This window comes from Mesorhizobium sp. M0522, from assembly GCF_040321085.1.
GTDB lineage: Bacteria > Pseudomonadota > Alphaproteobacteria > Rhizobiales > Rhizobiaceae > Mesorhizobium.
On sequence record NZ_JAMYQW010000009.1, the window covers coordinates 106,811 to 127,984 of the forward strand.

Sequence of the window (21,174 nt, forward strand, 5' to 3'; positions counted from 1 at the left end):
CGTCAGGTCGGGGTCCTGGCGATTTCCTCGAGGAGCCAATCGCGAAAGGCGACGATGCGCGCATCGTTCGCCGCGGTCTCCGGATAGACCAGGAAATAGGCGAATTCGGGCGCGACCTTGATGCCGAGTTCGAACGGCCGGATCAGCCTACCTTCCGAAAGGTCGTTTGCCACCATGGCGAAATCGGCGAGCGCGACCGCGTTGCCGTCGAGCGCGGCCTGGACGGCATCGGTCGAATTGCCGAACACGATGGTCCGGCTGTCGTCGAAATCGTCGACGCCCGCCGCCGCCATCCACATGCTCCAGTTCGGCCAGGTGACGCCCTGGCGCGACCACTCGATATGGGCCAGCGTGTGATGAAACAGGTCGCGCGGCTCTTTCAGCCGCGGCCCCCCCCGCAGCAAGGCTGGGCTGCAGACGGGGATGATGACGTTTTCGAACAGCCGGTGCGAGCGAAGCCCCGGATATTTGCCGGTGCCGAAACGGATGCCGAGATCGACGTCGTCGCGATCGAAGTCGCGCACCTCGTAACTGATGTCGAAACGCAGCTCGATTGCCGGATGCTGCTTGCGAAAATCGTCGACGCGCCGCATCAGCCACTTCGTCGCGAATTGCGCATCGAGGGTGACCTTCAGCAGCGCCGATCCGCGCGCCGTCTTCTGCGCCCGTGAGACGGCCCGGCCAAGCAGGTCGAGCGCATCGGTCGAAGCTTCGAACAGCACCGCGCCCGCCTCGGTCAGCCGGATCGTGCGGCTGGTGCGTGTGAACAGCACGATGCCGAGCTGATCCTCGATTTCCTTGATCTGATGGCTGACCGCTGCCGGCGTCAGGCCGAGCTCGTCGGCGGCGCGGGTGAAATTGAGGTGCCGCGCCGCTGCCTCCAGCGTCCGCAGCGCACGGTTCCAGGCAGCAGGCGCGCCATCAATGCCAGACGAGGAGGGTTCGGTCGAGCATTCCAATCCTCAAACAAAACTTGAAGATGCAGAAAAAACTACTCGTTTCCCGTTTGAATTTCAATCCGCCATGCTCTGAGCATCGAAGAAACATCAAACCGGATTTGATGTCCGGAGAAGCGGATTGCACCATGTCTGACATCGCCTTGCGCTCTGGAATCCTCCGCCCGGCCTGGCTGCGCGCCATGCTTGACTGGCTTCGGCATGCAAAAATCGCGGTCAATCTTCCCTACGAGAATGTCGAGGATCTCTCCGATCGCCAGCTGCGCGACATCGGCGGCGAACGCAAGGACATCGCACGCGCCATGGACCGCGAACTCGGCCGGCTCGGCCTTCTCGACATCGGTTGGCAGAGGCCGAGGAAGCGGATAGGGCAGTAGTGAATGGTGAATGGTGAATGGGAAGCTAGGCGGTGCGCCTGCACATGTCCCTATCGATCGCTTCTCACCACTCACTATTCACTATTCACTACCTCACCACCCTTACCACCGTCCGCTCCGACAGCAGCGGCAGCAGCCGTGCCATGGTGCGGGCCGTTACCGCGACGCAGCCTTGCGTCGGCGTGAAGCCGGGGCGCGCCAGGTGGAAGAAGATGGCGCTGCCGCGCCCGCGCCGGCGCGGCACAATGTTCCAGTCCAGCACCAGGCAGGCGTCATAGAGATCGTCGGTGCGCAGCATCCGCTCATGGCTGGCGCCATAGGGGATTTTGACCGGGCGGTTGTAGTTGCGGTCCCCAGGCACTTCGCACCAGCCGAGGTCGCGGCCGATCGGCGTCATCGCCAGCGGCGTCCGGCGGCCGCCGGCAAAACGGTCGCCGCGAAAATATCCCGACAATATCCGCATCGAGGCAAGCGGCGTGGCGCCGTCGCCCTCGCGCTTGCCGGCCGAGATGCCGCCATGCCCCAGCGCACATGGAAACACCAGTTTGCCGGCCTGCAGAAAGCCCTGGCTGGGTTGGCCGGGGCGCGCGCGCACGGTGAGCACGGTGAGCCCTTTCGGCAAAATTGCGCCGACTGCATTGCGATCGTGTTTTTTCTTGTATGATCGTGCCACGGAACAAATCACTGTGAACGGCTGTTGTGCCGGTCAGCTTCCGCATAAACAGGCAGCGGTCAACTGAAATCTCTTTTCAAAACAACGGATTGATCCATGACTTCACGCACCATTCTGATCGTCGACGACGATGACGACCTGCGCGGCACCCTTGTCGAGCAATTGTCGCTTTATGAGGAATTCGATGTCCTGCAGGAAGCGACCGCCGCCAAAGGCGTCGCCACGGCGCGTGGCGGGCTCATCGACCTGCTCATCATGGATGTCGGCCTGCCCGACATGGATGGCCGCGAGGCGGTAAAGATATTGCGCAAGGGCGGCTACAAGGCGCCGATCATCATGCTGACCGGCCATGATACCGATTCCGACACCATCCTTGGCCTCGAGGCCGGCGCCAACGACTATGTGACGAAGCCGTTCCGTTTTGCCGTGCTGCTGGCCCGCATCCGCGCGCAGTTGCGCCAGCACGAACAGAGCGAGGACGCCACTTTCTCGGTCGGCCCCTACACGTTCAAGCCCAGCCAGAAGCTTCTGATCGACCCGCGCGGCGCCAAGGTGCGGCTGACCGAAAAGGAAGCCTCGATCATCAAATATCTCTACCGTGCCGACCAGAAGGTGGTGACCCGCGACGTGCTGCTGGAGGAAGTCTGGGGCTACAATTCCGGCGTCACCACGCATACGCTCGAAACTCACGTCTACCGGCTGCGCCAGAAGATCGAGCGCGATCCTTCCAACGCGGAAATTCTCGTGACAGAAAGCGGCGGCTACAAGCTGGTTCCTTAAACATTTCATTATTCAAATAAGCGATCCGGGCGGGGCGCTTTTCGGGTACGGTCCTGAGGCTGGAGGTGGTTTTGGATCGGCCTCGTAGGGGAGGAGTCGGACTGACGGTTCGGGGACATAGCTAGATGGCGCTGGATGACGACATCCGCATCCTGTCCACCGTGAGGCTCTTCGAGGGCTTTACGCAGGAACAGCTGCGTCTGCTCGCCTTCGGCGCCGAAACCACCATGTTGAAAGCCGACCACAAGCTTTACCGCGAGGACGACGAGGCTGATTCGGCCTACATCGTGGTCAGCGGCCGCATCGTGCTCTACCGCGAGCACGACGGCGAGCGCATCCCGATCGGCACCGCCGGCCCCGGCACCATACTCAGCGAACTGGCGCTGATCGCCGACACCAACCGGCTGACCAGCGCCTCCGCCGAAATCGATTCGGAAGTGCTGCGGCTCAGCCGCAAGATGTTCCGCCGCATCCTCGAGGAATACCCGGAACTGGCGGTTCACTTGCACCAGCGCATCTTGGAGGATTTCCAGGCGATGATCCGCCGCATCGAGGAACTTGGGCCGCGTTTTGCCGGCTAATATAGCGCCTCTGGCCTAACCAGATCGATTTCGGAACTGCGGGTGCGTTGCGGAAACAAGCTCGGCCTTGCGCCGTGCCGTCTCCAGTCCGAGCGCAATGAAGCGGCGCGCATGTTTGGCCAGCTCCATATTGTCGGTCCACAGATTGCGCCAGATCGCGGTTTTCCGCGACAGGTTCTCGTCGACGATTTCCGAGGAGAAGGATTCGAAGCTGAGGTCGTCGCTGTAGCCGATGGCGGTCAGCGCATCGAATATCGCGGCAAAATCGATATTGCCGGTGCCGAGGAAACCGCGATGGCTCTCGCCGATATGGACATAGCCGATCTTCCCGACCGCATTGCGAATGGCCAAGCCGACATCGGCCTCCTCGATGTTCATGTGGAAGCTGTCGAGATGCAGGAAGATATTGTCGGAGCCGCTGTCCGCGATGAAGGCCATGCCTTGCGCGGCGGTGTTGAGCAGATTGCTTTCGAAGCGGTTGACGATTTCGAGGTTGAGGGTGACGCCGGCTGATTTTGCCGTGTCCGCCACCTCGGCCAGCGTGCCGGCGCTGCGGTTCCACTGGTCACGCGTCGGCGCCTCGCTCTGCAAGCCGTGGCTGGTGCTGAGGATGCCGGCAACCTTCTGGCCGCCGAGATCGCGGGTCAGCGCGATCGTACGTTCCAGGATTTCGACGCCGTGCGCGGCAATCGTTTTGTCGGCGCTCGAAATATCGCCGTCGGCCGGCAGTCCAATGCTGATCGCAACGCCGAGGCCGAGATCGGCGATCCGCTTGGCCAAGCCGTCAATGTCGACATTGGCGGGGTCGAGATAGGAGAATTCGATCAGGTCGAAGCCGGCTTCCCTGGTGTTGGCCAGCGTCCGCTCGAGGTCGCCCTGCGCCGAGCTCGCCGACCAGACGAATGAGTGGATTCCGATGCGCGACATGATTGTCTCCGGTCATTCCAGGAGTAGCGGACCCAAGGCCAAAGCGGTTTTGGCAATCCGCTGCTCGGACAAAAAAGGTGCGGCCGGTCATCCCGACCGCACCAGGCTTGGGAGGCTTAGCGAGCCGCGGTCCAGCCCTTGTAATCCTGCAAATTGTCGGCCGTGATCAGCTTCGGGTCGAGCAGCACCGTCGGCTCGGCCGGCTTCTTGCCGGCAAGCAGGTCAGCCGCCATCGTCAGCGACTGGCCGGCCATCACATAGGGATCCTGCGAGGCCGAGGCCTTGATCATCGACGTGCCGGAGGCGAGTTCCTTCTCGATATCGGGTGCACCGTCGACCGCGGTGAAGATGAACTCCGAGCGGTTGAGCTGCTTGGCCGCAAGCTGGGCGCCGATCGCCGTCGGATCGTTGATGGCGAAGACCGCGTCGATCTTGTCGAAACGCGTCAGCAGCGACTGGAACACTTTCAGGCCGCCGTCACGCGAGCCTTCGGCGTTCTGGTCGTCGGAAAGGATCTTGATGTCGGGGTGCTTTGCCAGCACGTCCTTGCAGCCCTTGACCCGCTCCAGGATCGACGACGAGGCCGGGCCATTGAGGATGACATAGTCGCCCTTGCCGCCGGTATTATCGACCAGATACTGGCACGCCTCTTCGCCGGCCTTGACGTTGTTGGTCATCACGGTGACGTCGGCGCCCGGCGCCGAAACGTCGAAAGCGGCAACGACGATGCCGGCCGCCTGCGCCTTCTTCACCGCCGGCGCGATCGCCTTGGCATCGACTGCGTTGAGCATGATGACGTCGACACCGGCAGCGATGAAGGAATCGACCTGCGATACCTGCTTGTTGAGATCGTAGTCGGCCGATACCGATGTCACCTGCACATTCGGGTTGATCTTCTTGGCCGCGTCCTCGATGCCCTTGATGGTGGCGACGAAGAACGGGTTGCCGAGCAGTCCGACCGAGATGCCGACCTTGTTCAGATCCTTTGCCGATGCCGGCGCGATGACGGCGGCCGCAAGGGCGACGCCGCAGAGCAGTTTAGCGATGGTCTTCATTGTTTTATTTTCCTCCTGATGCCCCGCGCCTCTCACGGTGCGTTACACATGAAACCGGCTCGTTGGATGCCGGCGACTAAGGGCCATCACGTTCTTGCTCCTGCCTGGAGCCGGTAACGGTCGAGGGCGACCGCCACGATGATGACCAATCCCTTGATGATGTACTGCCAGATGTCCGAAACACCGGCGAGGATGAGCCCGTTGGACAGCACGGCGATGATCAGGCCGCCGATCAGCGTGCCCCAGATCGAGCCGACACCGCCGACGAAACTGGTGCCGCCGAGGATGACTGCGGCAATGGCGTCGAGTTCGTAGGACTGGCCGAGCTGAAGCCCGTTGGCGGCATAGAGCCGGGCCGCCGACATGGCGCCGCCAAGGCCGGCCAGAAGGCCGGAAACGCCGTAGACGAAGAGCAGCACCAGCGGCACCTTGATGCCGGTCAGCCTGGCGGCCTCGGCGTTGCCGCCGACGGCGTAGATCCAGGTGCCGAGCACGGTGCGCTTGAGCACCAGCCAGGACAGGACGACGACCGCCAGCGCGATGATTACCAGCCACGGAATGCCGAACAGCGAACCGTTGCCGATGAAGTCGAACGGCAGGTCCGCGTTGAACACCGTCGTGTCCTGGCCGAGCAGGCGGGCGACGCCGCGCACGGCGGTCAGCGATCCCAGCGTGACGATGAAGGGCGGCAGCTTGATATAGGCGATCAGCAGCCCGTTGATGACGCCGAAACCGAGCCCGACGAGAATGGCCGCGGGCACGCCCAGCAGTCCCCAATCGGGCACCAGCGACACCATCACCGCCACCATCGCCGAGGCGGCAAGGATCGAGCCGACGGACAGGTCGATGCCGCCGGTCAGGATGACGAAGGTCATGCCGGCGGCCAGCACGATGTTGATCGACGATTGCTGCATGACGATCAGCAGATTGGTCTGGGTGAAAAAGCGCGGATTGATGAACTGGAAGCCGACCGCCAGCAGGATCAGGATCGGCAGCATGCCGAGTGCGGCGATGGCGGTACGCCACCTCCTGCTCCTGCCGACCGCCCGGTCGTCCGCTTTCATCGTGTCGGCCACCTTGTCGGTCATCGCTGAGCCGCTCCCGTTGCAAGTTCCATGATCGCTTCCTGCCGCAGCGGCTCGCCCTCCGACGCCGTCACCTCGCCGGCAATGGTTCCGTCGCGCATCACCAGCACGCGGTCGGCGATGCCGATCACCTCCGGCAGTTCGCTGGAGATCATCAGGATGGCGATGCCTTTCTTGGCCAGGTTGTCGATCAGCCGATAGATTTCCGACTTCGCCCCGACATCGACGCCGCGGGTCGGCTCATCGAGGATGACGACCTGCGGCTCGGTTTCCAGCAGGCGGGCGAGCAGCACCTTCTGCTGGTTGCCGCCCGACAGCGAGCCGGCATTGGCCTGCACCGAGCTGGTGCGGATGGAGAGGTCTGACACCGCCTTGGCGGCGCGCTTTTCGGCAGCCGTGAAGTCGCGCAAACCGCCGGCCTTCGCGTCCTTTGCCAGCACGCCCATGCTGATATTGTCGGAGATCGACATGTCGAGAAACAGGCCAAGTTGCTTGCGGTCCTCGGTCAGGTAGGCGATGCCGGCATCGAGCGCCTCGCTCGGCGAACCGATGGATATCGGTTTGCCGCCGAGCTCCAGCGTGCCTGATGTGTGCCTGTCGGCGCCGAAGATCAGCCGTGCCAGTTCGGTGCGGCCCGAGCCGACCAGGCCGGCCAGTGCCAGCACCTCGCCCTTGTGGAGGTCGAAGGAACAATTCTTTATGAGATTGCCGTCCGACATGCCGCGCACCGACAGCGCGATGGCGCGCTTGCTGTCCGGCGGACGGTGATCCTTCTTGTAGAACGTCGACAGATCGCGCCCGACCATCATCGATACCAGGCGCGAGGCGTTCAGGTCGGCGCGGTCGAGCGTGCCGACATAGCCGCTGTCGCGTAGCACGCTGACGCGGTCGGCGAGCTGGTAGACCTCTTCCATGCGGTGGCTGATGTAGATGATGGCGATGCCTTGCGACTTCAGCGTCGCGATCACCTCGAACAGCCGGTCGGTCTCACGCGAGGTCAGCGACGTGGTCGGCTCGTCCATGACGATGATGCGCGCATTGGTCGACAGTGCGCGGGCGATTTCCACCAGCTGTCGCTCGCCAAGCGACAGGCTTGCGACCGGACTGCGCGCCGAGAAGGTCACGCCGAGCCGCGCGATGATCTCGCTGGCGCGCCGATTGCACTGCTCGCGGTCGACAACGCCGAACCGTCGCGGCTCGTTGCCGAGAAAAATGTTCTGCGCTACCGACAGATTAGGCGCCAGCGACAGCTCCTGATAGATGACCGCAATGCCGGCGGCGCGCGCCTTGATCGGGTCGCCAGTCGCGGCCGGCACGCCGTCGATCAGGATTTCGCCGCCGGGGTCCGGCCGGTAGGCGCCGGACAGCACCTTCATCAGCGTCGACTTGCCGGCACCGTTTTCGCCCATCAGCGCGTGCAGCTCGCCGGCGTGAACGGTCAGCGACACATCGTGCAAGGCGCGGATCGCACCGAACGTCTTGGAGATGTGGCGCATCTCCAGCACCGGCTGGCGCACCGTCTCGATCCGGGCGGCGGCGCTCATCGCGCACCTCCTGCGGCTGCGCTGGCCACAGCCCGGTCGGCGGCAAGGCCGCGCCAGTCGTTGCGATAGCCGGCAAGGCCGCTGAAACTTGCCGCATGCACCGCCTCCGGCGCTTCGGTGGCAAACTCGCGCCCGACGCTTTCGAAGGCAAGTGCGGCAGCACCGGTGGCGCTGCCCTCCAGCGTTGCGCCCTGCAGGAAAGCCTGCCCGGGCCGCAACTGCGCCAGCAACGCGGCAAGCAGCCCGCCATTGTTCAGGCCGCCGTCGACGATCACTGTGTTGTCCGAATGGATCAGCTCGAGGCACAGATCGACCATCAGCGCGACATAGAGCAGCGCCATGGCCGCGCGTTCCTCGGCATTGGGCGTACGCCCGACCAGTTCGCCGCGGCGGTGCGGCATCGGGCCGCCGGGCGCGAAGCTCGGCAGCGCCATAATGCCGGCGTCGATCACCCGTTGTATCGATGACGGCGCGATTGCGCCCTGCCAGCCGGCGCTGATCGTGGCGAATTCGCGCCCGCCCATGAAGCGGACGGTTGGCACTGGGCCGCCATCGACATCGACATTGACCAGCATGTCGCGCTCGCCGTCGAGTGCGTCGAGCGGGCAGTCCGGATTGAGCACGACCACCCAGGTGCCGGTCGAGACCACGGTCACCGCCCCGAGCTGCTGCCGGCGGTAGGCATGGAGCGCGGCATTGCTGTCGTGGACGCCATTATGGATGGCGACTGGCTTCGCGGCCTGGCCGAAGCGCTGCTCGCCGATCACCGCGCCGGCACGCTCGAAGGCGGGCATCTGGCCGCGCCAGCCCTCGGCATCGACCAGCGAGCTGAAATCGCGTTTGCGCGGCGCCCATAAATGCGAGTGGCAGCCAAGATACGACACTTCCGATACCGGCCGGCCGCCAAACCGCCAGCTCCAATATTGGGGGTAGCCGAGGATCGATTTCGCTGTGGCGAAGGCACCGGGCTCCACCTCCTTCAGCCACAACATGTGGCGGCCGTAGTTGAAGCCAAGCGGCAGGCGCGGCGAAAAGGTCTCGGCAAAATCCGGAATGCGGCGGTCGATCTGCGCGGCGATTTCAGCTGGCGGTTCCTGCTCGTAATCGAGGATCGGATGCGTCAGCGCGGCTTCGTCGACCAACGCGAAGGTGCAGCCATGGCCGGATACCATCAGCCCTTCCACGCCATGCGTGTCGACTGCATCATCGATGGCGCGAGCCGCCCAGTCGTGCAGCGCTGGCTCGTCGAGCACGCTGAAGCCGCCTTTGCGGATCCAGCTCGGCTGGGTGCGGCGCTCGTCGAGGATCTGTCCGTCCTGGCCGAAGACGAACAGCTTCGAATTGGTCTTGCCGAAATCGAGGACGGCGATGTTCACTGGGCGCCTCCCGAGGAAGCCGCGATCCGCACCATGACGCCGGCATCTTCGAGCATATGGGCATCTGTCTCGGACAGGCCGTCATCGGTGACCAGCGTGCCGATCCGCGACAGCGGCAGTGCCACATTGCGCGCGTGGATCGACAGTTTTCGGCTGTCGGCCAGCACGACGATCTGGTCCGCGCAGAGGCTGAGCTCGACGATCGAGCGGACCAGCAGCGGGTGCGATTCCAGAAGGCCTTCCTGGCCGATGCCTTGCGCGCCGAGAAAGAACTTCGAGGCGTAGAACGGCACCGTCTGCGTCAGCGAATGGATGATGCCCGGCTCGCGGTGCAGTTCGCCGCCGGCGACGGTGAGGCTGCAATGGCCGTGGTCGCTGAGATAGGCCGCGAGCGGCATCGAGTTGGTGTAGAGCCGGATGTTGCGGTCGGCGAGCTTGACGCCGAGATGGAAGCAGGTCGAACCGCCATGCACGATGACCGCGTCGCCGTCGCGCACCATGGTGGCGGCGAGAGCGGCGATCTGCCGCTTGGCCTCGACGGCGAGGTCGCGGTTCTCGTCATAGGGCCTGGCATAGGCGACGCCGGCTTGCGAAGCGCCATCGAGCGCCGAGATGCCGCCATAGACCTTGCGCGCTTCGCCGGCCTCGTCGATCTTGTCGATGTCGCGCCGCACTGTCGCCGCCGACACGCCAAGCCGCTCCTGCAGCTCGCGCACCGATGCGAAAGGCCGGTCCCGCAAAAGCTCGACAATCTGGCGCTGGCGGCCGGAGTCGCTCAACCCTTACCTCCCAATGCGCTTGCCTCCCAAGCATTTTGCAGGGCATTGCCATTTTGCACGGCAATTGGTGCAACTTACTCAACACGCCTCGGATTGCAAGCCTGATCTGACGCGATAACATCACTGTTGACGTAACTTACTCGCATCTGCGATACCAGCGTCGGTCTTCGTCCCGGCACCGGGACGTCCAAAGCCGTGGCCACGCGGCCGGTTTGTGGAGGAATTTCGATGACGATCAGTGCGGATGCGCAGGAACTGGCAGCGCTGCAGTCGCTTTCGGCCGCCATCGGCAGCGACCCGCATCTGACCCAGGCCGCCGGCGGCAACACCTCGCTGAAAGCCGGCGACACGCTCTGGATCAAGGCCTCCGGCACCTGGCTGAAGGACGCGCTCATCGCGGACATCATGGTGCCGGTCGGCATCCCGCCATTGCTCGACGCCATCGAACGGCGCGACCCGGCCGCCGAACAGCCGCAGGCCTTCACTGTCGGCGCCCTCAACGCGCGCGGCTTGCGCCCGTCGATCGAGACCACCGTGCATGCGCTGATGCCGCAGCGCATCGTTCTGCATGTTCACTGCGTCGAGACCATTTCGCTGGCCGTGCAGGCCGACTGCGAGGCCGAGGCCGCCAGACGGCTCGACGGCCATCAATGGGCGTATGTTCCCTATCGCCGGCCGGGACTGCCGCTCGCGCAGGGTATCGCCGAGCGCCTTCGGCCAGGCGTGGATATCCTGATCCTCGGCAATCACGGCCTGGTCGTTGCAGCCGAGACCGTCGCCGCGGCCGACATGCTGCTGCGGCGCGTGACACGACTGTTGGCGCGGCCGCCGCGCCAGGTGGCGGAACCGGACATCGCGGCATTGACGGCGCGCGCCGGCGACAGCGACTACAGATTGCCGGCGGACGTTGAGGCGCATGCGGTGGCGATCGACCCCGAAAGCTGCCGCATGGCTTCGGGTGGCAGCCTCTACCCCGACCACGTCATCTTTCTCGGCGAAGGCTCGGTCGTGGCGAGACCGGACGAGGGTGTGAAGCGCGTCATCGAGCGCTGCGGCGCCGCACCCGTGGCGATCCTGTTTCCTGGACTCGGCGTGTTGATGCGCGGCGACGCCGGCGCCGGTGCCGACGCCATGCAGCGCTGCCTTTCCGACGTGACAGCGCGGATCGATGTCTCGGCGAAGCTGAATTATCTGACACCGGCGGAGAATGACGAGCTGATCAACTGGGACGCCGAAAAATATCGTCAGAAACTCAATGCCGGAGGCAGCTGACATGCCGCGTTCGTCTGGCCCGCTTGCCATCGGCATCGACATCGGCACATCCGGCGCGCGCGCCGTCGCCATGCGTCCGGATTTTTCCATTGCCGCGCATTCCGCTATTGCCCTCGAGCGATTTGGGCCGAACGGCCGCGACCCCGCCATATGGTGGGAGGCGGTCGGCGCGGCGTTGGCGGAACTGCTCAAATGTATCGATCGCGCGGCAGTGCGCTCGATCGCCGTCGACGGTACGTCGGGCACGCTGCTGCCGGTCGACGGCGCCGGGCGGCCGCTGGCCGAACCGCTGATGTACAACGACAAGGTCGCTGACGACACTATTCTGACAGCAATAGCCGGCGCGGCACCGGCAACGAGCGCTGCACTTGGGGCGACCTCCGGTCTCGCCAAGGCGCTGTCTTTCCAGCACCTGCCCGGCGTCGCCACTGTGCTGCACCAGGCAGACTGGATCGCCGGACAGTTTTCCGGCCGCTTCGATGTCAGCGACGAGAACAACGCCCTGAAGACCGGCTACGACGTCGAGGCCCGGCGCTGGCCGGACTGGATCGCGGCGACCGGCGTGCGCATGGAATTCCTGCCCCGCGTCGTCCGGCCGGGCGATGTCACGGACACGCTCACCGCCAGCGCTGCGAAAATGTTCGGCCTGCCGCGCGACGTGGTTATCGTTGCCGGCACGACGGATGGCTGCGCCTCATTCCTGGCGACCGGTGCGAGTGCCGCGGGCGACGGCGTTACCGCGCTCGGCTCGTCGCTGACCATCAAGATCCTCTCCGACCGGCCGATCTCGGCGCCGCAATTCGGCATCTACAGCCATCGGCTGGGTGACACCTACCTGGCGGGCGGCGCCTCGAACTCCGGCGGCAAGGTGCTGGCCCAGCATTTCCCCGTCACCCGCATTGTCGAACTCAGCAAAAAAATCGACCCGGCGACGAAGACCGGCCTCGATTATTACCCGCTGCCGGCGCCGGGCGAACGCTTCCCCATAGCCGATCCGGCGCTGCCGCCGCGCCTCGAGCCGCGGCCCGCCGACGACGCCGACTATCTGAAAGCGATGTTCGAGGGTATTGCGGCGATCGAAGCGCTCGGCTATCGCCGGCTTGCCGAACTCGGCGCCCCCCGGCTGACATCGGTCAGGAGCGTCGGCGGCGGTGCGGCCAATCCGGCCTGGACAGCGATCCGGCAGCGCAAGCTTGGCGTCGCTCTCGTGCCGGCTCTTTCGGAGGAGGCCGCTGCCGGCACGGCGCGGCTGGCGCTGATGGGCGCAAGCGCAGCGGGGCTTTTATGACGGCCAAGGCAATTCAACACCTCGACGGCATCGCCGCGCTGACCGACCGCTATCAGGTGTTCCTGCTCGACCAATTTGGTGTGCTGCACGACGGCACCAGCGCCTATCCAGGTGCTGTCGAAGCGTTGTCGGCACTCAAGCGCGCCGGCAAGACCATCGTACTGATCTCGAATTCCGGCAAGCGGGCGCAACCCAATGAGCGCCGCCTGCTGAAGCTCGGTTTCGAACCGGGAAGCTGGGATCACTTTGTCTCCTCCGGCGAGGTGGCGTGGCGCTCCTTCCACCAAATGGCAGCATCCGGAGCCCTGCGCCCGCAGACAAAATGCCTGCTGATCCGCCGCGACAATGACCGTTCGGCTGTCGACGGCCTGCCCTTCGTCCTGGCCAAGGACGGCGACGATGCCGAACTGGTGCTGATTTCCGCCAGCGAGGGCGATCGCTACGACCTCGACCATTATCGCCGGCTTCTTGGTCCGGCGGCGGCGCGGCGGGTGCCATGCTTCTGCACCAATCCCGACAAGATCATGCTGACTGCCGTCGGCCCTCGCTTCGGCGCCGGCCGGCTCGCCGATCTCTACGAGAGCCTCGGCGGCAGCGTGGCGCGCATTGGCAAGCCCAATCCGCAGATATTCGAGGCAGCGCTGGCACTGGCGGGCCACCCGGAGCGCGACAGCGTGGTCTGCGTCGGCGACAGCGTCGAGCACGACATCGCCGGCGGCAACGGCGTCGGCGTCGCGACGACGCTGGTCCTGTCGGGCATATTGGCGGGGGCGCCTGACCTGGAGGACGTTTTCGCCACGCTGAACGCCCGTCCCGACTACATCGCGGATAGCTTCAGGTTTCGCTGAGTTGTTAAGGCGAGACAAAGCTAATCCAGGTTGAAACGCCCGATCACCGGCACATGGTCCGAGGGCCGTTCCCAGCCGCGCGCCGGCCGCAGGATTTCATAGCCGGCAAAATGCGGCACCAGGTTTGGCGACGACCAGACATGGTCGAGGCGGCGGCCGCGATTTGAGGCCTGCCAATCCTGGGCGCGATAGCTCCACCAGGTGTAGAGTTTCTCCTCGTAAGGCACATTGAGCCGCATCAGGTCGATCCAGTCGCCGGCGAGCCGCATTGCCTCGAAGTTTTCCGTCTCGACCGGCGTATGGCTGACGACCTTGAGGAGCTGCTTGTGCGACCAGACATCGTGCTCGAGCGGCGCGATGTTGAGGTCGCCGACCAGGATCGCGCCGGAGTGCTCGTCATGCTCGGCGCGGACGGCGTTCATCTCGGCAACGAAATCGAGCTTGTGCTTGAACTTGCGGTTGACGGCCGGGTCGGGCTCGTCGCCGCCGGCCGGTACGTAGAAATTGTGCAGCAGGATCGTTTTGCCGCCGGCGTTGACGGTGACCGACAGATGCCGGCTGTCGTCGATCTCGCAGAAGCGGCGCTTTTCGACCACCTCGATCGGCCGCCGCGCTATGGTGGCAACGCCGTGATAGCCCTTCTGGCCATGGAAGGCGATGTGCTCGTAGCCGAGCTTGCGGAACGCTTTCTCCGGAAACAATTCGTCCGGAACCTTGGTTTCCTGTAGGCAGAGCACGTCCGGCGCCTGCTCGACCAGCAGGCGTTCGACGATCGGCATACGCAGCCGGACGGAGTTGATGTTCCAGGTAGCGACGGAAAACGGCATGTGGGGTTCCGGACAACGCGAGATCCGCCGGATGGCTCCGACGGAAGTCAATCGCGGAAACTACTGCCAGCCGCGCACCGCAAAAACAAGCCGCCTGCACCAACGCGGAAAAGCCATCCCGCAACGGTAGAAGTTACCGTGTCTTGGTGTTCAGCTCGCGGTTCGCCGTATAGTCGATGGCGAAGGTGTCGGGGGCGAAGCTGACGCCCTCCTTGGTGTTGAAGATCATCACCGTCGTGTCCTTGCCTTGCGCATCGGTGATGGTCCACTGCCGCAATTCATAAGATTTCGGATCGAACATCATGGTGATCTTCGAATTGCCGAACACCGATTTGTCGGCAAGCTGGATGGTGGTGAGATCGTCCTCTTCCTTGACGCTTCTGACGCGCCCGCCCGACAGATCGATCTTGTCGTCGAGCAGCAGCTTCAGCGGCGTCTTCGACAGCGGATAGAGGTCGGAGGTCCGCAGCTTCTTGTTGAGGATGACCACCGACTTGCCGTCGGAAATCACTCTGAAATTCGAGGCGCCGTCGTAATTGAAGCGGATCTTGCCCGGCCGTTCCAGAAAGAACTTGCCGCCGGTCTGCTCGCCCTTGGGTCCGAACTGCACGAACTCGCCGCTCATCGATTTGACCGAGGAGAAATGATCGGCGATCTTCTGCGCCGTCGCCGGAACCGCTGCTTGCGCCGACGCCAGCAACTGGAAGCCGGGCACGAGGTTGGCGGCCGCCGCACCGGCCAGGACCAGGCCGAGGCCGAGCACCTGCCGGCGGGTTGGGGCGAAATCCCTGCTTGGGGCGAGAGTTGCGTTTTTCATGCCGGTCACCATCATCTGATTGCTTGCTCGTTATATTGGTCTGGCCCCCCAGTTGGGCTTAAGTTTGGCGGGCCGCACGGCGCCCGTCCGCTGCAACGCGCCAAAAGGTTCAAAGTTGCCGGCGCGGACGCGCTCTAGAACTTGTCGTCCTCCGTCGGCACCAGGATTTCGCGTTTTCCGGCATGGTTGGCCGGGCCGACAATGCCTTCCTTCTCCATCTTCTCGATGATCGAGGCGGCGCGGTTGTAGCCGATGCCGAGCCGGCGCTGGATGTAGCTGGTCGAGGCCTTGCCGTCGCGCAGCACCACCGCGACCGCCTGGTCGTAGGGATCGTCGGAATCCTCGAAATTACCGCCGTCGCCGCCGCCACTGCCTTTGCCCGTCGGCTCGTCGTCATCCTTATCGTCGTCCTCGGTGATGGCGTCGAGATATTCCGGCACGCCCTGCAGCTTCAGATGCGCGACAATCTTCTCCACCTCGTCGTCGGAGACGAAGGGACCGTGCACGCGCTGGATGCGGCCGCCGCCGGCCATGTAGAGCATGTCGCCCATGCCGAGCAGCTGTTCGGCGCCCTGCTCGCCCAGGATGGTGCGGCTGTCGATCTTCGATGTCACCTGGAAGGAGATGCGGGTCGGGAAATTCGCCTTGATGGTGCCGGTGATGACGTCGACCGACGGCCGCTGCGTCGCCATGATGACATGGATGCCGGCGGCGCGCGCCATCTGCGCCAGGCGCTGCACCGCGCCTTCGATGTCCTTGCCGGCGACCATCATCAAATCGGCCATCTCGTCGATGATGACGACGATGTAGGGCATCGGCTCGAGGTCGAGGTTCTCCGTCTCGTAGATCGCCTCGCCGGTTTGGCGGTCGAAGCCGGTCTGCACGGTGCGCGAGATCCTTTCGCCCTTTTTCTCGGCCTGCTGCACGCGCGCGTTGAAGCCGTCGATGTTGCGGACGCCGACCTTGGACATCTTGCGGTAGCGGTCCTCCATCTCCCGCACGGTCCATTTTAGCGCCACCACCGCCTTCTTCGGATCGGTGACGACCGGCGTCAGAAGATGCGGAATGCCGTCATAGACCGAGAGCTCCAGCATCTTTGGATCGATCATGATCAGCCGGCAGTCCTGCGGCGTCAGCCGGTAGAGCAGCGACAGGATCATGGTGTTGATGGCGACGGACTTGCCCGAGCCGGTGGTGCCGGCGACCAGCACGTGCGGCATTTTGGCGATGTCGACGATCACCGCCTCGCCATTGATGGTCTTGCCCAGCGCCAGCGCCAGCTTGGCCTTGGTGGTTTCGAAATCGCGGCTGGCCATGATCTCGCGCAAATAGACCGTCTCGCGCCTGGCGTTCGGCAATTCGATGCCGATCGCGTTGCGGCCGGGCACCACGGCGACACGGCAGGCGATGGCGCTCATCGAGCGGGCGATGTCGTCGGACAGGCCGATGACCCGCGACGATTTGATGCCGGGCGCCGGTTCCAGCTCATAGAGCGTGACGACCGGACCCGGACGCACATGGATGATTTCGCCCTTGACGCCGAAATCCTCCAGCACGCCCTCGAGCAGGCGGGCGTTCTGCTCCAGCGCGTCCTTGGACAGGCTGGCGTCGCGCACCACGTTCTTTGGTTCCGACAGGAAGTGCAGCGACGGCATCTCGAATTTTTCCGAGCCGATCAGCGAAGTCTGCGCCTCGCGCTGGACGCGGGCGCCGGGGGCCGGCCGCGGCGCCGGCGCCTCGACGCGTGTCGCCGCGTCGGAACGGAAGTTCTGCACCTTGGCCGTTGGCGCGGCGCGGCGCTGGCCGGCCGGCTCGGGCGCGAAATCCATTTCGTCGTCATTGTCGTCGTTACCGAAGACGTCGGCATCGTCAGGGTCGATCGAGGCACTGCGGTCGTTGACCATGGCGGCGAAGAATTCCGGCTCGACGCGGGCGCGCCCGCCCGGGCTCATCCGCGCCTCGGCGAACTCGGCCGATTCGACCCGTTCGGCCGCCCGCCGCCAGGCGCTGGGGCGCGGTTCCATCTCCGGCTCGAAATCGTCGCGCTCGCGCCGCCGCGCCGCGCGCCGGCGCAGATAGGCCCGCAGCGACAGCCACCAGTGGGTGATGGCGCCAAGCGCCAATATACCTTCGTCGCCCTCGTCCTCTTCATTGTCGAAAAGCAGGTCGTCCTGCGGATCGGGCACTGCAGGCTGTTCGAGGACGGCAAAGCCGTTCTTGCGCGAAATCAGCGCCGAGCCATACAAGAATACCCACAGCGCCGGCGCTGCCAGGAGCACGGCGAGCACGCTGGCAACGAGGCCGGTCGGATAGCCGCCGATCACCAGGCCCGGGATATTGAGCACCATGTCGCCGAAGACGCCGCCGAGGCCGGTCGGCAGCGGCCAGGTCTTGGGCGGCACCACGCAGCCGGCAATTGCCGCGCCAAGCAGCGAAAACCCGAACCAGGCCAGCGCCCGTTTCGGCAGCCGGTCGACGCCGCGCGCGGTAAACAGCAGAAATCCCCAGATCACCGCCGGCACCAGCGCCGCAACGGCGGCAAGTCCGAAGAACTGCATGGCAATGTCGGAAAAGACGGCGCCGGCATAACCCATTGCATTGGTGACGATATTGTCGGTGGCGTGCGAAAAGCTCGGATCGGCGACGTTCCAGGTGGCAAGGGCGGCGACGCCGAAACCAACCAGAGCAAACAGCCCGGCACCGACCAGCCGCCCGACCTGGCGCCTCGCGAACGACCGGATGCCGTGCTCCGTATCGGCCAGCGCAAGCGGTGCTGAAGCCCCTGAACGCATGCTCTTCCTCGTCTGTCGTTGCCCGGCCGGGCGCGGACGCGCAACACGGCAGATTCGGCTGTCAGACTAGCGGCGGGAAGGTTAAGGGCGCATTAACCATGGGCATTCTGCGTCACCGGAACGGGCGACCGCCACCACAGTTCGAAGCCGCTGCGGCCGATGTTTCACGCCGCCGGCGGATCGAGCACCTTGATCAAGCGACCGTGATCGAGCCATCACGGCCATCAGCGCGCAAAAAAGAGGCCCGGAAATCTTCCGGGCCTCAAGGCGTGAGCCCTTTCGGGAGCATCACGACGGGATCTTTCTGGCACCGGCAAACGCCGGTGCCGGCCAAATACCCTTACGGCACCACTTCGCCGTGCTGGCTGATGTCGAGGCCTTCGACCTCTTCCGGGGTGGAAGGACGCAGGCCGACCAGCGCCTTGACGATATAGAGGATCACGAAGCTCGCGATCGCCGTCCACAGGATGGTGAAGACGATACCGTAGAGCTGCTTGCCGACAGAGGCACCCGAGCCGAGGCTGTTGATCGCCGGATCGGCGAGCACGCCGGTCAGCAATGCACCGATGATGCCGCCGATGCCGTGCACGCCGAATGCATCGAGCGAGTCGTCATAGCCGAACGCGTGCTTGAGCTTGACGGCCGAGACGTAGCAAAGCACGCCGGCGACGATGCCGACGATGAAGGCGCCGGTCGGATTGACGAAGCCGGAAGCCGGCGTCACCGCGACCAGGCCAGCGACGGCGCCCGAGATGATGCCGAGAACGCTCGGCTTCTTGGCGACGATCCATTCGGCGAACATCCAGGCGAGCGCCGCAGCAGCAGCGGCAACCTGGGTGTTCAGCATTGCGGCACCGGCAAGGCCGTCGGCGGCCAGTTCCGAGCCGGCGTTGAAGCCGAACCAGCCGACCCACAGCAGCGAAGCGCCGATGACGGAGTAGACGAGGTTGTGCGGCGCCATGTTGGTGGTGCCGTAGCCTTCACGTTTGCCGAGAACCAGCGCGCAGACCAGGCCGGCAACACCGGCATTGATGTGAACGACCGTGCCGCCGGCGAAATCGAGAACGCCGGCTGTGCCGAGGAAGCCGCCGCCCCACACCCAGTGCGCGATCGGGGCGTAGACCACCAGCAGCCACGCGCCCATGAAGATGAGCAGCGCCGAGAACTTCATGCGTTCGGCGAAGGCGCCGGCAATCAGCGCCGGCGTGATGATGGCGAAGGTCATCTGGAACATCGAGAAGACGAACTCAGGAATGTTCGCCACGCCCGGCAGCCACAGCGAGGAGGTGGTGATGCCGTTGTGGAAGAACTTCGAGAAGCCGCCGAGATAGGCATTCATGCCGCCGCCATCCGAGAAGGCCAGCGAGTAGCCGAACATGAACCACAGCACCGTCACCAGGCAGGTGATGGCAAAGCTCTGCATGATGGTGGCGAGCACGTTCTTTTTGCGCACCATGCCGCCATAAAACAGCGCCAGGCCCGGTATGGTCATCATCAGCACCAGCGCCGTCGAGGTCAGCATCCAGGCTGTGTTGCCGGTGTCGAGCGCGGGCGCAGGGGCAGCCGGTGCCGCCGGTGCCGCTTCCTGCGCGAACGCAGCAACCGTGCCCAGTGCAGCGAGAGCGAGCGAACCTAAAACGGCCGCGCGTCCCGTTATCTTCAAGGTGGAAGGAATATTCATTGAACTCTCCATTGGAATACGTATCCGCAGCTCAAAGCGCGTCGGTGTCTGTTTCGCCGGTGCGAATGCGCACCGCCTGGTCGATGCCGAAAACGAAGATCTTGCCGTCGCCGATCTGGCCGGTCTTGGCCGCCGCGGTGATGGCTTCGACGGCCTTGTCGACCATGTCGACAGCGACCGCGACTTCGATCTTGATCTTCGGCAGGAAGCTGACCGCGTATTCCGCCCCGCGATAGATTTCCGTGTGCCCCTTCTGACGTCCGTAGCCTTTTACTTCGGTGACGGTCAGGCCCTGGATGCCGACTGCGGTGAGCGCCTCGCGCACCTCGTCGAGCTTGAACGGCTTTATGATTGCCATCACGATCTTCATAAGGTTTCACCCTTTGCTGTTGCGGGTCCCCGCGTTTGCACGACTTCGCCGATCCCCATGAGAGCCGGAGAGTGCCCGCTAGGATTCAAGCTCCGTGCCAATTGCCGAAGCAGGGTGTTAAGCTGTTGTTAAACAACGAAATCGAGAAGGTCTGGCAGCTGCCTGTTCACAGGCGCGGCAGTGCATATGCTTAAAAAATAGGCAAATTTCGAAAAATGCCTACTCCGCAGGCGGCCGCTTCAGCCGGATGAGTCCTTCTTGGGCAACCGAGGCGATCAAGGTGCCGTCGCGGGCAAACAGCGAGCCGCGGGTAAAGCCACGCGATCCTTGCGTCGACGGGCTGTCTTGCGTGTACAGCATCCAGTCGTCGAGCGGATGGCTGCGGTGGAACCACATGGCGTGGTCGAGGCTGGCTGCCTGGATATCACGATCGAAAATGGCGCGGCCATGGGCAAAGGTCGAGGTGTCGAGCAGCGTCATATCCGAGAGGTAAGCGAGCACGGCCGCCTGCGTGGCGCGGTCGGCCGGCACCGGGCCGGTGGTACGGATCCAGATGTTCTGCTTCGGCTCGAGCTTTTCCCGGCTGGTATAATGCTTCAGCATCACCGGCTTCATCTCGATCGGCCGGTCGCGCTCCCAATAGCGCTTGATGCCGTCGGGCACGGCTTCGCCGAACTTGCCCAGCAATTCGCGCTGCGACAGCAACGTGTCGGGCGCCGGCACGTCCTGCGGCATCGGCACCTGATGTTCCAGGCCGACCTCATCCTGCTGGAACGAGGCTTCCAGCGAAAAGATCGCCTGGCCGTGCTGGATCGCCACGACGCGGCGCGTGGTGAAGGAGCCGCCGTCACGGATGCGGTCGACCTCGTAAATGATAGGCACCTTGGTGTCGCCCGGCCGCATGAAATAGCCATGCAGCGAATGCACGTGGCGCTCGGGCTCGACCGTTCGCTGCGCGGCGACCAGCGCCTGGGCGATGGTCTGGCCGCCGAAGATGCGCTGCCAATCGAGCTTGGGGCTGCGACCACGATACAGGTTGTGTTCCAGCTGCTCGAGGTCGAGAATGCCGAGAAGCTCGTCCATGGCTGCCGTCATCTTGACCTCGCCGCAAAATTACCATGGCGGTTTCCGACAGGAACAGCGGGC

19 protein-coding genes and 1 pseudogene are annotated in these 21,174 nt (G+C 64.3%); 6 read left to right on the top strand and 14 right to left on the bottom strand.

The genetic code is table 11. The features are described from left to right. Window positions 1-2: 2 nt before the first annotated feature. Window positions 3-922: pseudogene (gene gcvA, locus NKI58_RS13395) on the bottom strand (transcriptional regulator GcvA). A gap of 162 nt (window positions 923-1,084) precedes the next feature. Here gcvA and NKI58_RS13400 point away from each other — a divergent pair. Next, window positions 1,085-1,333 (top strand): hypothetical protein, encoded by a 249-nt coding sequence (locus NKI58_RS13400; protein ID WP_352578134.1) that lies wholly within the window; start codon window positions 1,085-1,087, stop codon window positions 1,331-1,333. Between the two features lie 88 nt (window positions 1,334-1,421). On the opposite strand, the gene NKI58_RS13405 is transcribed toward NKI58_RS13400, so the two are convergent. Next, the gene (locus NKI58_RS13405; RefSeq protein WP_352578133.1) at window positions 1,422-1,958 is read right to left on the bottom strand and encodes a L,D-transpeptidase family protein; all 537 of its coding nucleotides are present in this window, start codon (window positions 1,956-1,958) and stop codon (window positions 1,422-1,424) included. 144 nt (window positions 1,959-2,102) lie between these two features. Here NKI58_RS13405 and NKI58_RS13410 point away from each other — a divergent pair, with 144 nt between their 5' ends. After that, entirely contained in the window at window positions 2,103-2,786 is a 684-nt protein-coding gene (locus tag NKI58_RS13410) for a response regulator transcription factor (protein ID WP_023680479.1), read from the top strand. Window positions 2,787-2,911: 125 nt separating this feature from the next. Continuing rightward, on the top strand, window positions 2,912-3,367 hold the full coding sequence (locus tag NKI58_RS13415; RefSeq protein WP_023680480.1) for a Crp/Fnr family transcriptional regulator: 456 nt from the start codon (window positions 2,912-2,914) through the stop codon (window positions 3,365-3,367). Window positions 3,368-3,382: 15 nt separating this feature from the next. Here NKI58_RS13415 and NKI58_RS13420 read toward each other — a convergent pair whose 3' ends face one another. The 6 genes from NKI58_RS13420 to NKI58_RS13445 all read right to left on the bottom strand — a co-directional run bounded on the left by NKI58_RS13420 (window position 3,383) and on the right by NKI58_RS13445 (window position 10,133). Beyond that, on the bottom strand, window positions 3,383-4,294 hold the full coding sequence (locus NKI58_RS13420) for a sugar phosphate isomerase/epimerase family protein (RefSeq protein ID WP_023680481.1): 912 nt from the start codon (window positions 4,292-4,294) through the stop codon (window positions 3,383-3,385). A 116-nt stretch (window positions 4,295-4,410) separates the two neighbouring features. Then, window positions 4,411-5,349 carry an ABC transporter substrate-binding protein gene (locus NKI58_RS13425; RefSeq protein ID WP_023680482.1) on the bottom strand — a complete coding sequence of 313 codons (939 nt, stop codon included), beginning with the start codon at window positions 5,347-5,349 and terminating at the stop codon, window positions 4,411-4,413. Between the two features lie 86 nt (window positions 5,350-5,435). After that, entirely contained in the window at window positions 5,436-6,413 is a 978-nt protein-coding gene (locus NKI58_RS13430) for an ABC transporter permease subunit (RefSeq protein WP_502896897.1), read from the bottom strand. Window positions 6,414-6,433: 20 nt separating this feature from the next. After that, a complete protein-coding gene (locus NKI58_RS13435) occupies window positions 6,434-7,978 on the bottom strand; it encodes a sugar ABC transporter ATP-binding protein (protein ID WP_352638292.1) in 1,545 nt (514 codons plus the stop codon). Further along, entirely contained in the window at window positions 7,975-9,354 is a 1,380-nt protein-coding gene (locus NKI58_RS13440) for an FGGY-family carbohydrate kinase (protein ID WP_352782881.1), read from the bottom strand. The genes NKI58_RS13435 and NKI58_RS13440 overlap by 4 nt, the downstream gene beginning before the upstream one ends. Next, complete coding sequence (locus NKI58_RS13445) at window positions 9,351-10,133, bottom strand: DeoR/GlpR family DNA-binding transcription regulator (protein WP_352757313.1); 783 nt, start codon at window positions 10,131-10,133, stop codon at window positions 9,351-9,353. Before NKI58_RS13445 ends, NKI58_RS13440 begins: the two co-directional genes overlap by 4 nt. Before the next feature lie 228 nt (window positions 10,134-10,361). Between NKI58_RS13445 and NKI58_RS13450 the strand changes: the two genes are divergently transcribed. Genes NKI58_RS13450 through NKI58_RS13460 form a run of 3 tightly spaced genes read left to right on the top strand, consistent with a single transcriptional unit; the run spans window position 10,362 to window position 13,541 of the window. Further along, a complete protein-coding gene (locus NKI58_RS13450) occupies window positions 10,362-11,405 on the top strand; it encodes a class II aldolase/adducin family protein (protein ID WP_352782877.1) in 1,044 nt (347 codons plus the stop codon). A 1-nt stretch (window position 11,406) separates the two neighbouring features. Continuing rightward, complete coding sequence (locus NKI58_RS13455; RefSeq protein WP_352782874.1) at window positions 11,407-12,693, top strand: FGGY-family carbohydrate kinase; 1,287 nt, start codon at window positions 11,407-11,409, stop codon at window positions 12,691-12,693. Next, window positions 12,690-13,541, top strand: coding sequence for a TIGR01459 family HAD-type hydrolase (locus NKI58_RS13460; RefSeq protein ID WP_023680489.1), 852 nt, complete (start codon window positions 12,690-12,692; stop codon window positions 13,539-13,541). Before NKI58_RS13455 ends, NKI58_RS13460 begins: the two co-directional genes overlap by 4 nt. A 20-nt stretch (window positions 13,542-13,561) precedes the next feature. On the opposite strand, the gene NKI58_RS13465 is transcribed toward NKI58_RS13460, so the two are convergent. The 6 genes from NKI58_RS13465 to tesB form a co-directional block, all read right to left on the bottom strand. Next, entirely contained in the window at window positions 13,562-14,368 is an 807-nt protein-coding gene (locus tag NKI58_RS13465; RefSeq protein ID WP_352782870.1) for an exodeoxyribonuclease III, read from the bottom strand. A 133-nt stretch (window positions 14,369-14,501) separates the two neighbouring features. After that, window positions 14,502-15,185, bottom strand: a complete 684-nt coding sequence (locus NKI58_RS13470) for an outer membrane lipoprotein carrier protein LolA (RefSeq protein ID WP_031213172.1) — start codon at window positions 15,183-15,185, stop codon at window positions 14,502-14,504. Between the two features lie 134 nt (window positions 15,186-15,319). Next, a complete protein-coding gene (locus tag NKI58_RS13475; protein ID WP_352782867.1) occupies window positions 15,320-17,977 on the bottom strand; it encodes an FtsK/SpoIIIE family DNA translocase in 2,658 nt (885 codons plus the stop codon). A 340-nt stretch (window positions 17,978-18,317) separates the two neighbouring features. Then, complete coding sequence (locus tag NKI58_RS13480; protein WP_031212694.1) at window positions 18,318-19,640, bottom strand: ammonium transporter; 1,323 nt, start codon at window positions 19,638-19,640, stop codon at window positions 18,318-18,320. 49 nt (window positions 19,641-19,689) lie between these two features. Further along, window positions 19,690-20,028, bottom strand: coding sequence for a P-II family nitrogen regulator (locus NKI58_RS13485; protein WP_023679755.1), 339 nt, complete (start codon window positions 20,026-20,028; stop codon window positions 19,690-19,692). Window positions 20,029-20,247: 219 nt separating this feature from the next. Continuing rightward, complete coding sequence (gene tesB / locus NKI58_RS13490; RefSeq protein WP_031212697.1) at window positions 20,248-21,123, bottom strand: acyl-CoA thioesterase II; 876 nt, start codon at window positions 21,121-21,123, stop codon at window positions 20,248-20,250. Window positions 21,124-21,174 lie beyond the last annotated feature (51 nt).

Bases quoted from the DNA above. Each gene is read 5' to 3' on its own strand.
- NKI58_RS13415 (WP_023680480.1), top strand. From the start codon at position 2,912: ATGGCGCTGGATGACGACATCCGCATCCTGTCCACCGTGAGGCTCTTC.
- NKI58_RS13475 (WP_352782867.1), bottom strand. From the start codon at position 17,977: ATGCGTTCAGGGGCTTCAGCACCGCTTGCGCTGGCCGATACGGAGCAC.
- NKI58_RS13450 (WP_352782877.1), top strand. From the start codon at position 10,362: ATGACGATCAGTGCGGATGCGCAGGAACTGGCAGCGCTGCAGTCGCTT.
- NKI58_RS13470 (WP_031213172.1), bottom strand. From the start codon at position 15,185: ATGAAAAACGCAACTCTCGCCCCAAGCAGGGATTTCGCCCCAACCCGC.
- tesB (WP_031212697.1), bottom strand. From the start codon at position 21,123: ATGACGGCAGCCATGGACGAGCTTCTCGGCATTCTCGACCTCGAGCAG.
- NKI58_RS13430 (WP_502896897.1), bottom strand. From the start codon at position 6,413: ATGAAAGCGGACGACCGGGCGGTCGGCAGGAGCAGGAGGTGGCGTACC.
- NKI58_RS13465 (WP_352782870.1), bottom strand. From the start codon at position 14,368: ATGCCGTTTTCCGTCGCTACCTGGAACATCAACTCCGTCCGGCTGCGT.
- NKI58_RS13425 (WP_023680482.1), bottom strand. From the start codon at position 5,349: ATGAAGACCATCGCTAAACTGCTCTGCGGCGTCGCCCTTGCGGCCGCC.
- NKI58_RS13420 (WP_023680481.1), bottom strand. From the start codon at position 4,294: ATGTCGCGCATCGGAATCCACTCATTCGTCTGGTCGGCGAGCTCGGCG.
- NKI58_RS13400 (WP_352578134.1), top strand. From the start codon at position 1,085: ATGTCTGACATCGCCTTGCGCTCTGGAATCCTCCGCCCGGCCTGGCTG.
- NKI58_RS13410 (WP_023680479.1), top strand. From the start codon at position 2,103: ATGACTTCACGCACCATTCTGATCGTCGACGACGATGACGACCTGCGC.
- NKI58_RS13435 (WP_352638292.1), bottom strand. From the start codon at position 7,978: ATGAGCGCCGCCGCCCGGATCGAGACGGTGCGCCAGCCGGTGCTGGAG.
- NKI58_RS13460 (WP_023680489.1), top strand. From the start codon at position 12,690: ATGACGGCCAAGGCAATTCAACACCTCGACGGCATCGCCGCGCTGACC.
- NKI58_RS13485 (WP_023679755.1), bottom strand. From the start codon at position 20,028: ATGAAGATCGTGATGGCAATCATAAAGCCGTTCAAGCTCGACGAGGTG.
- NKI58_RS13455 (WP_352782874.1), top strand. From the start codon at position 11,407: ATGCCGCGTTCGTCTGGCCCGCTTGCCATCGGCATCGACATCGGCACA.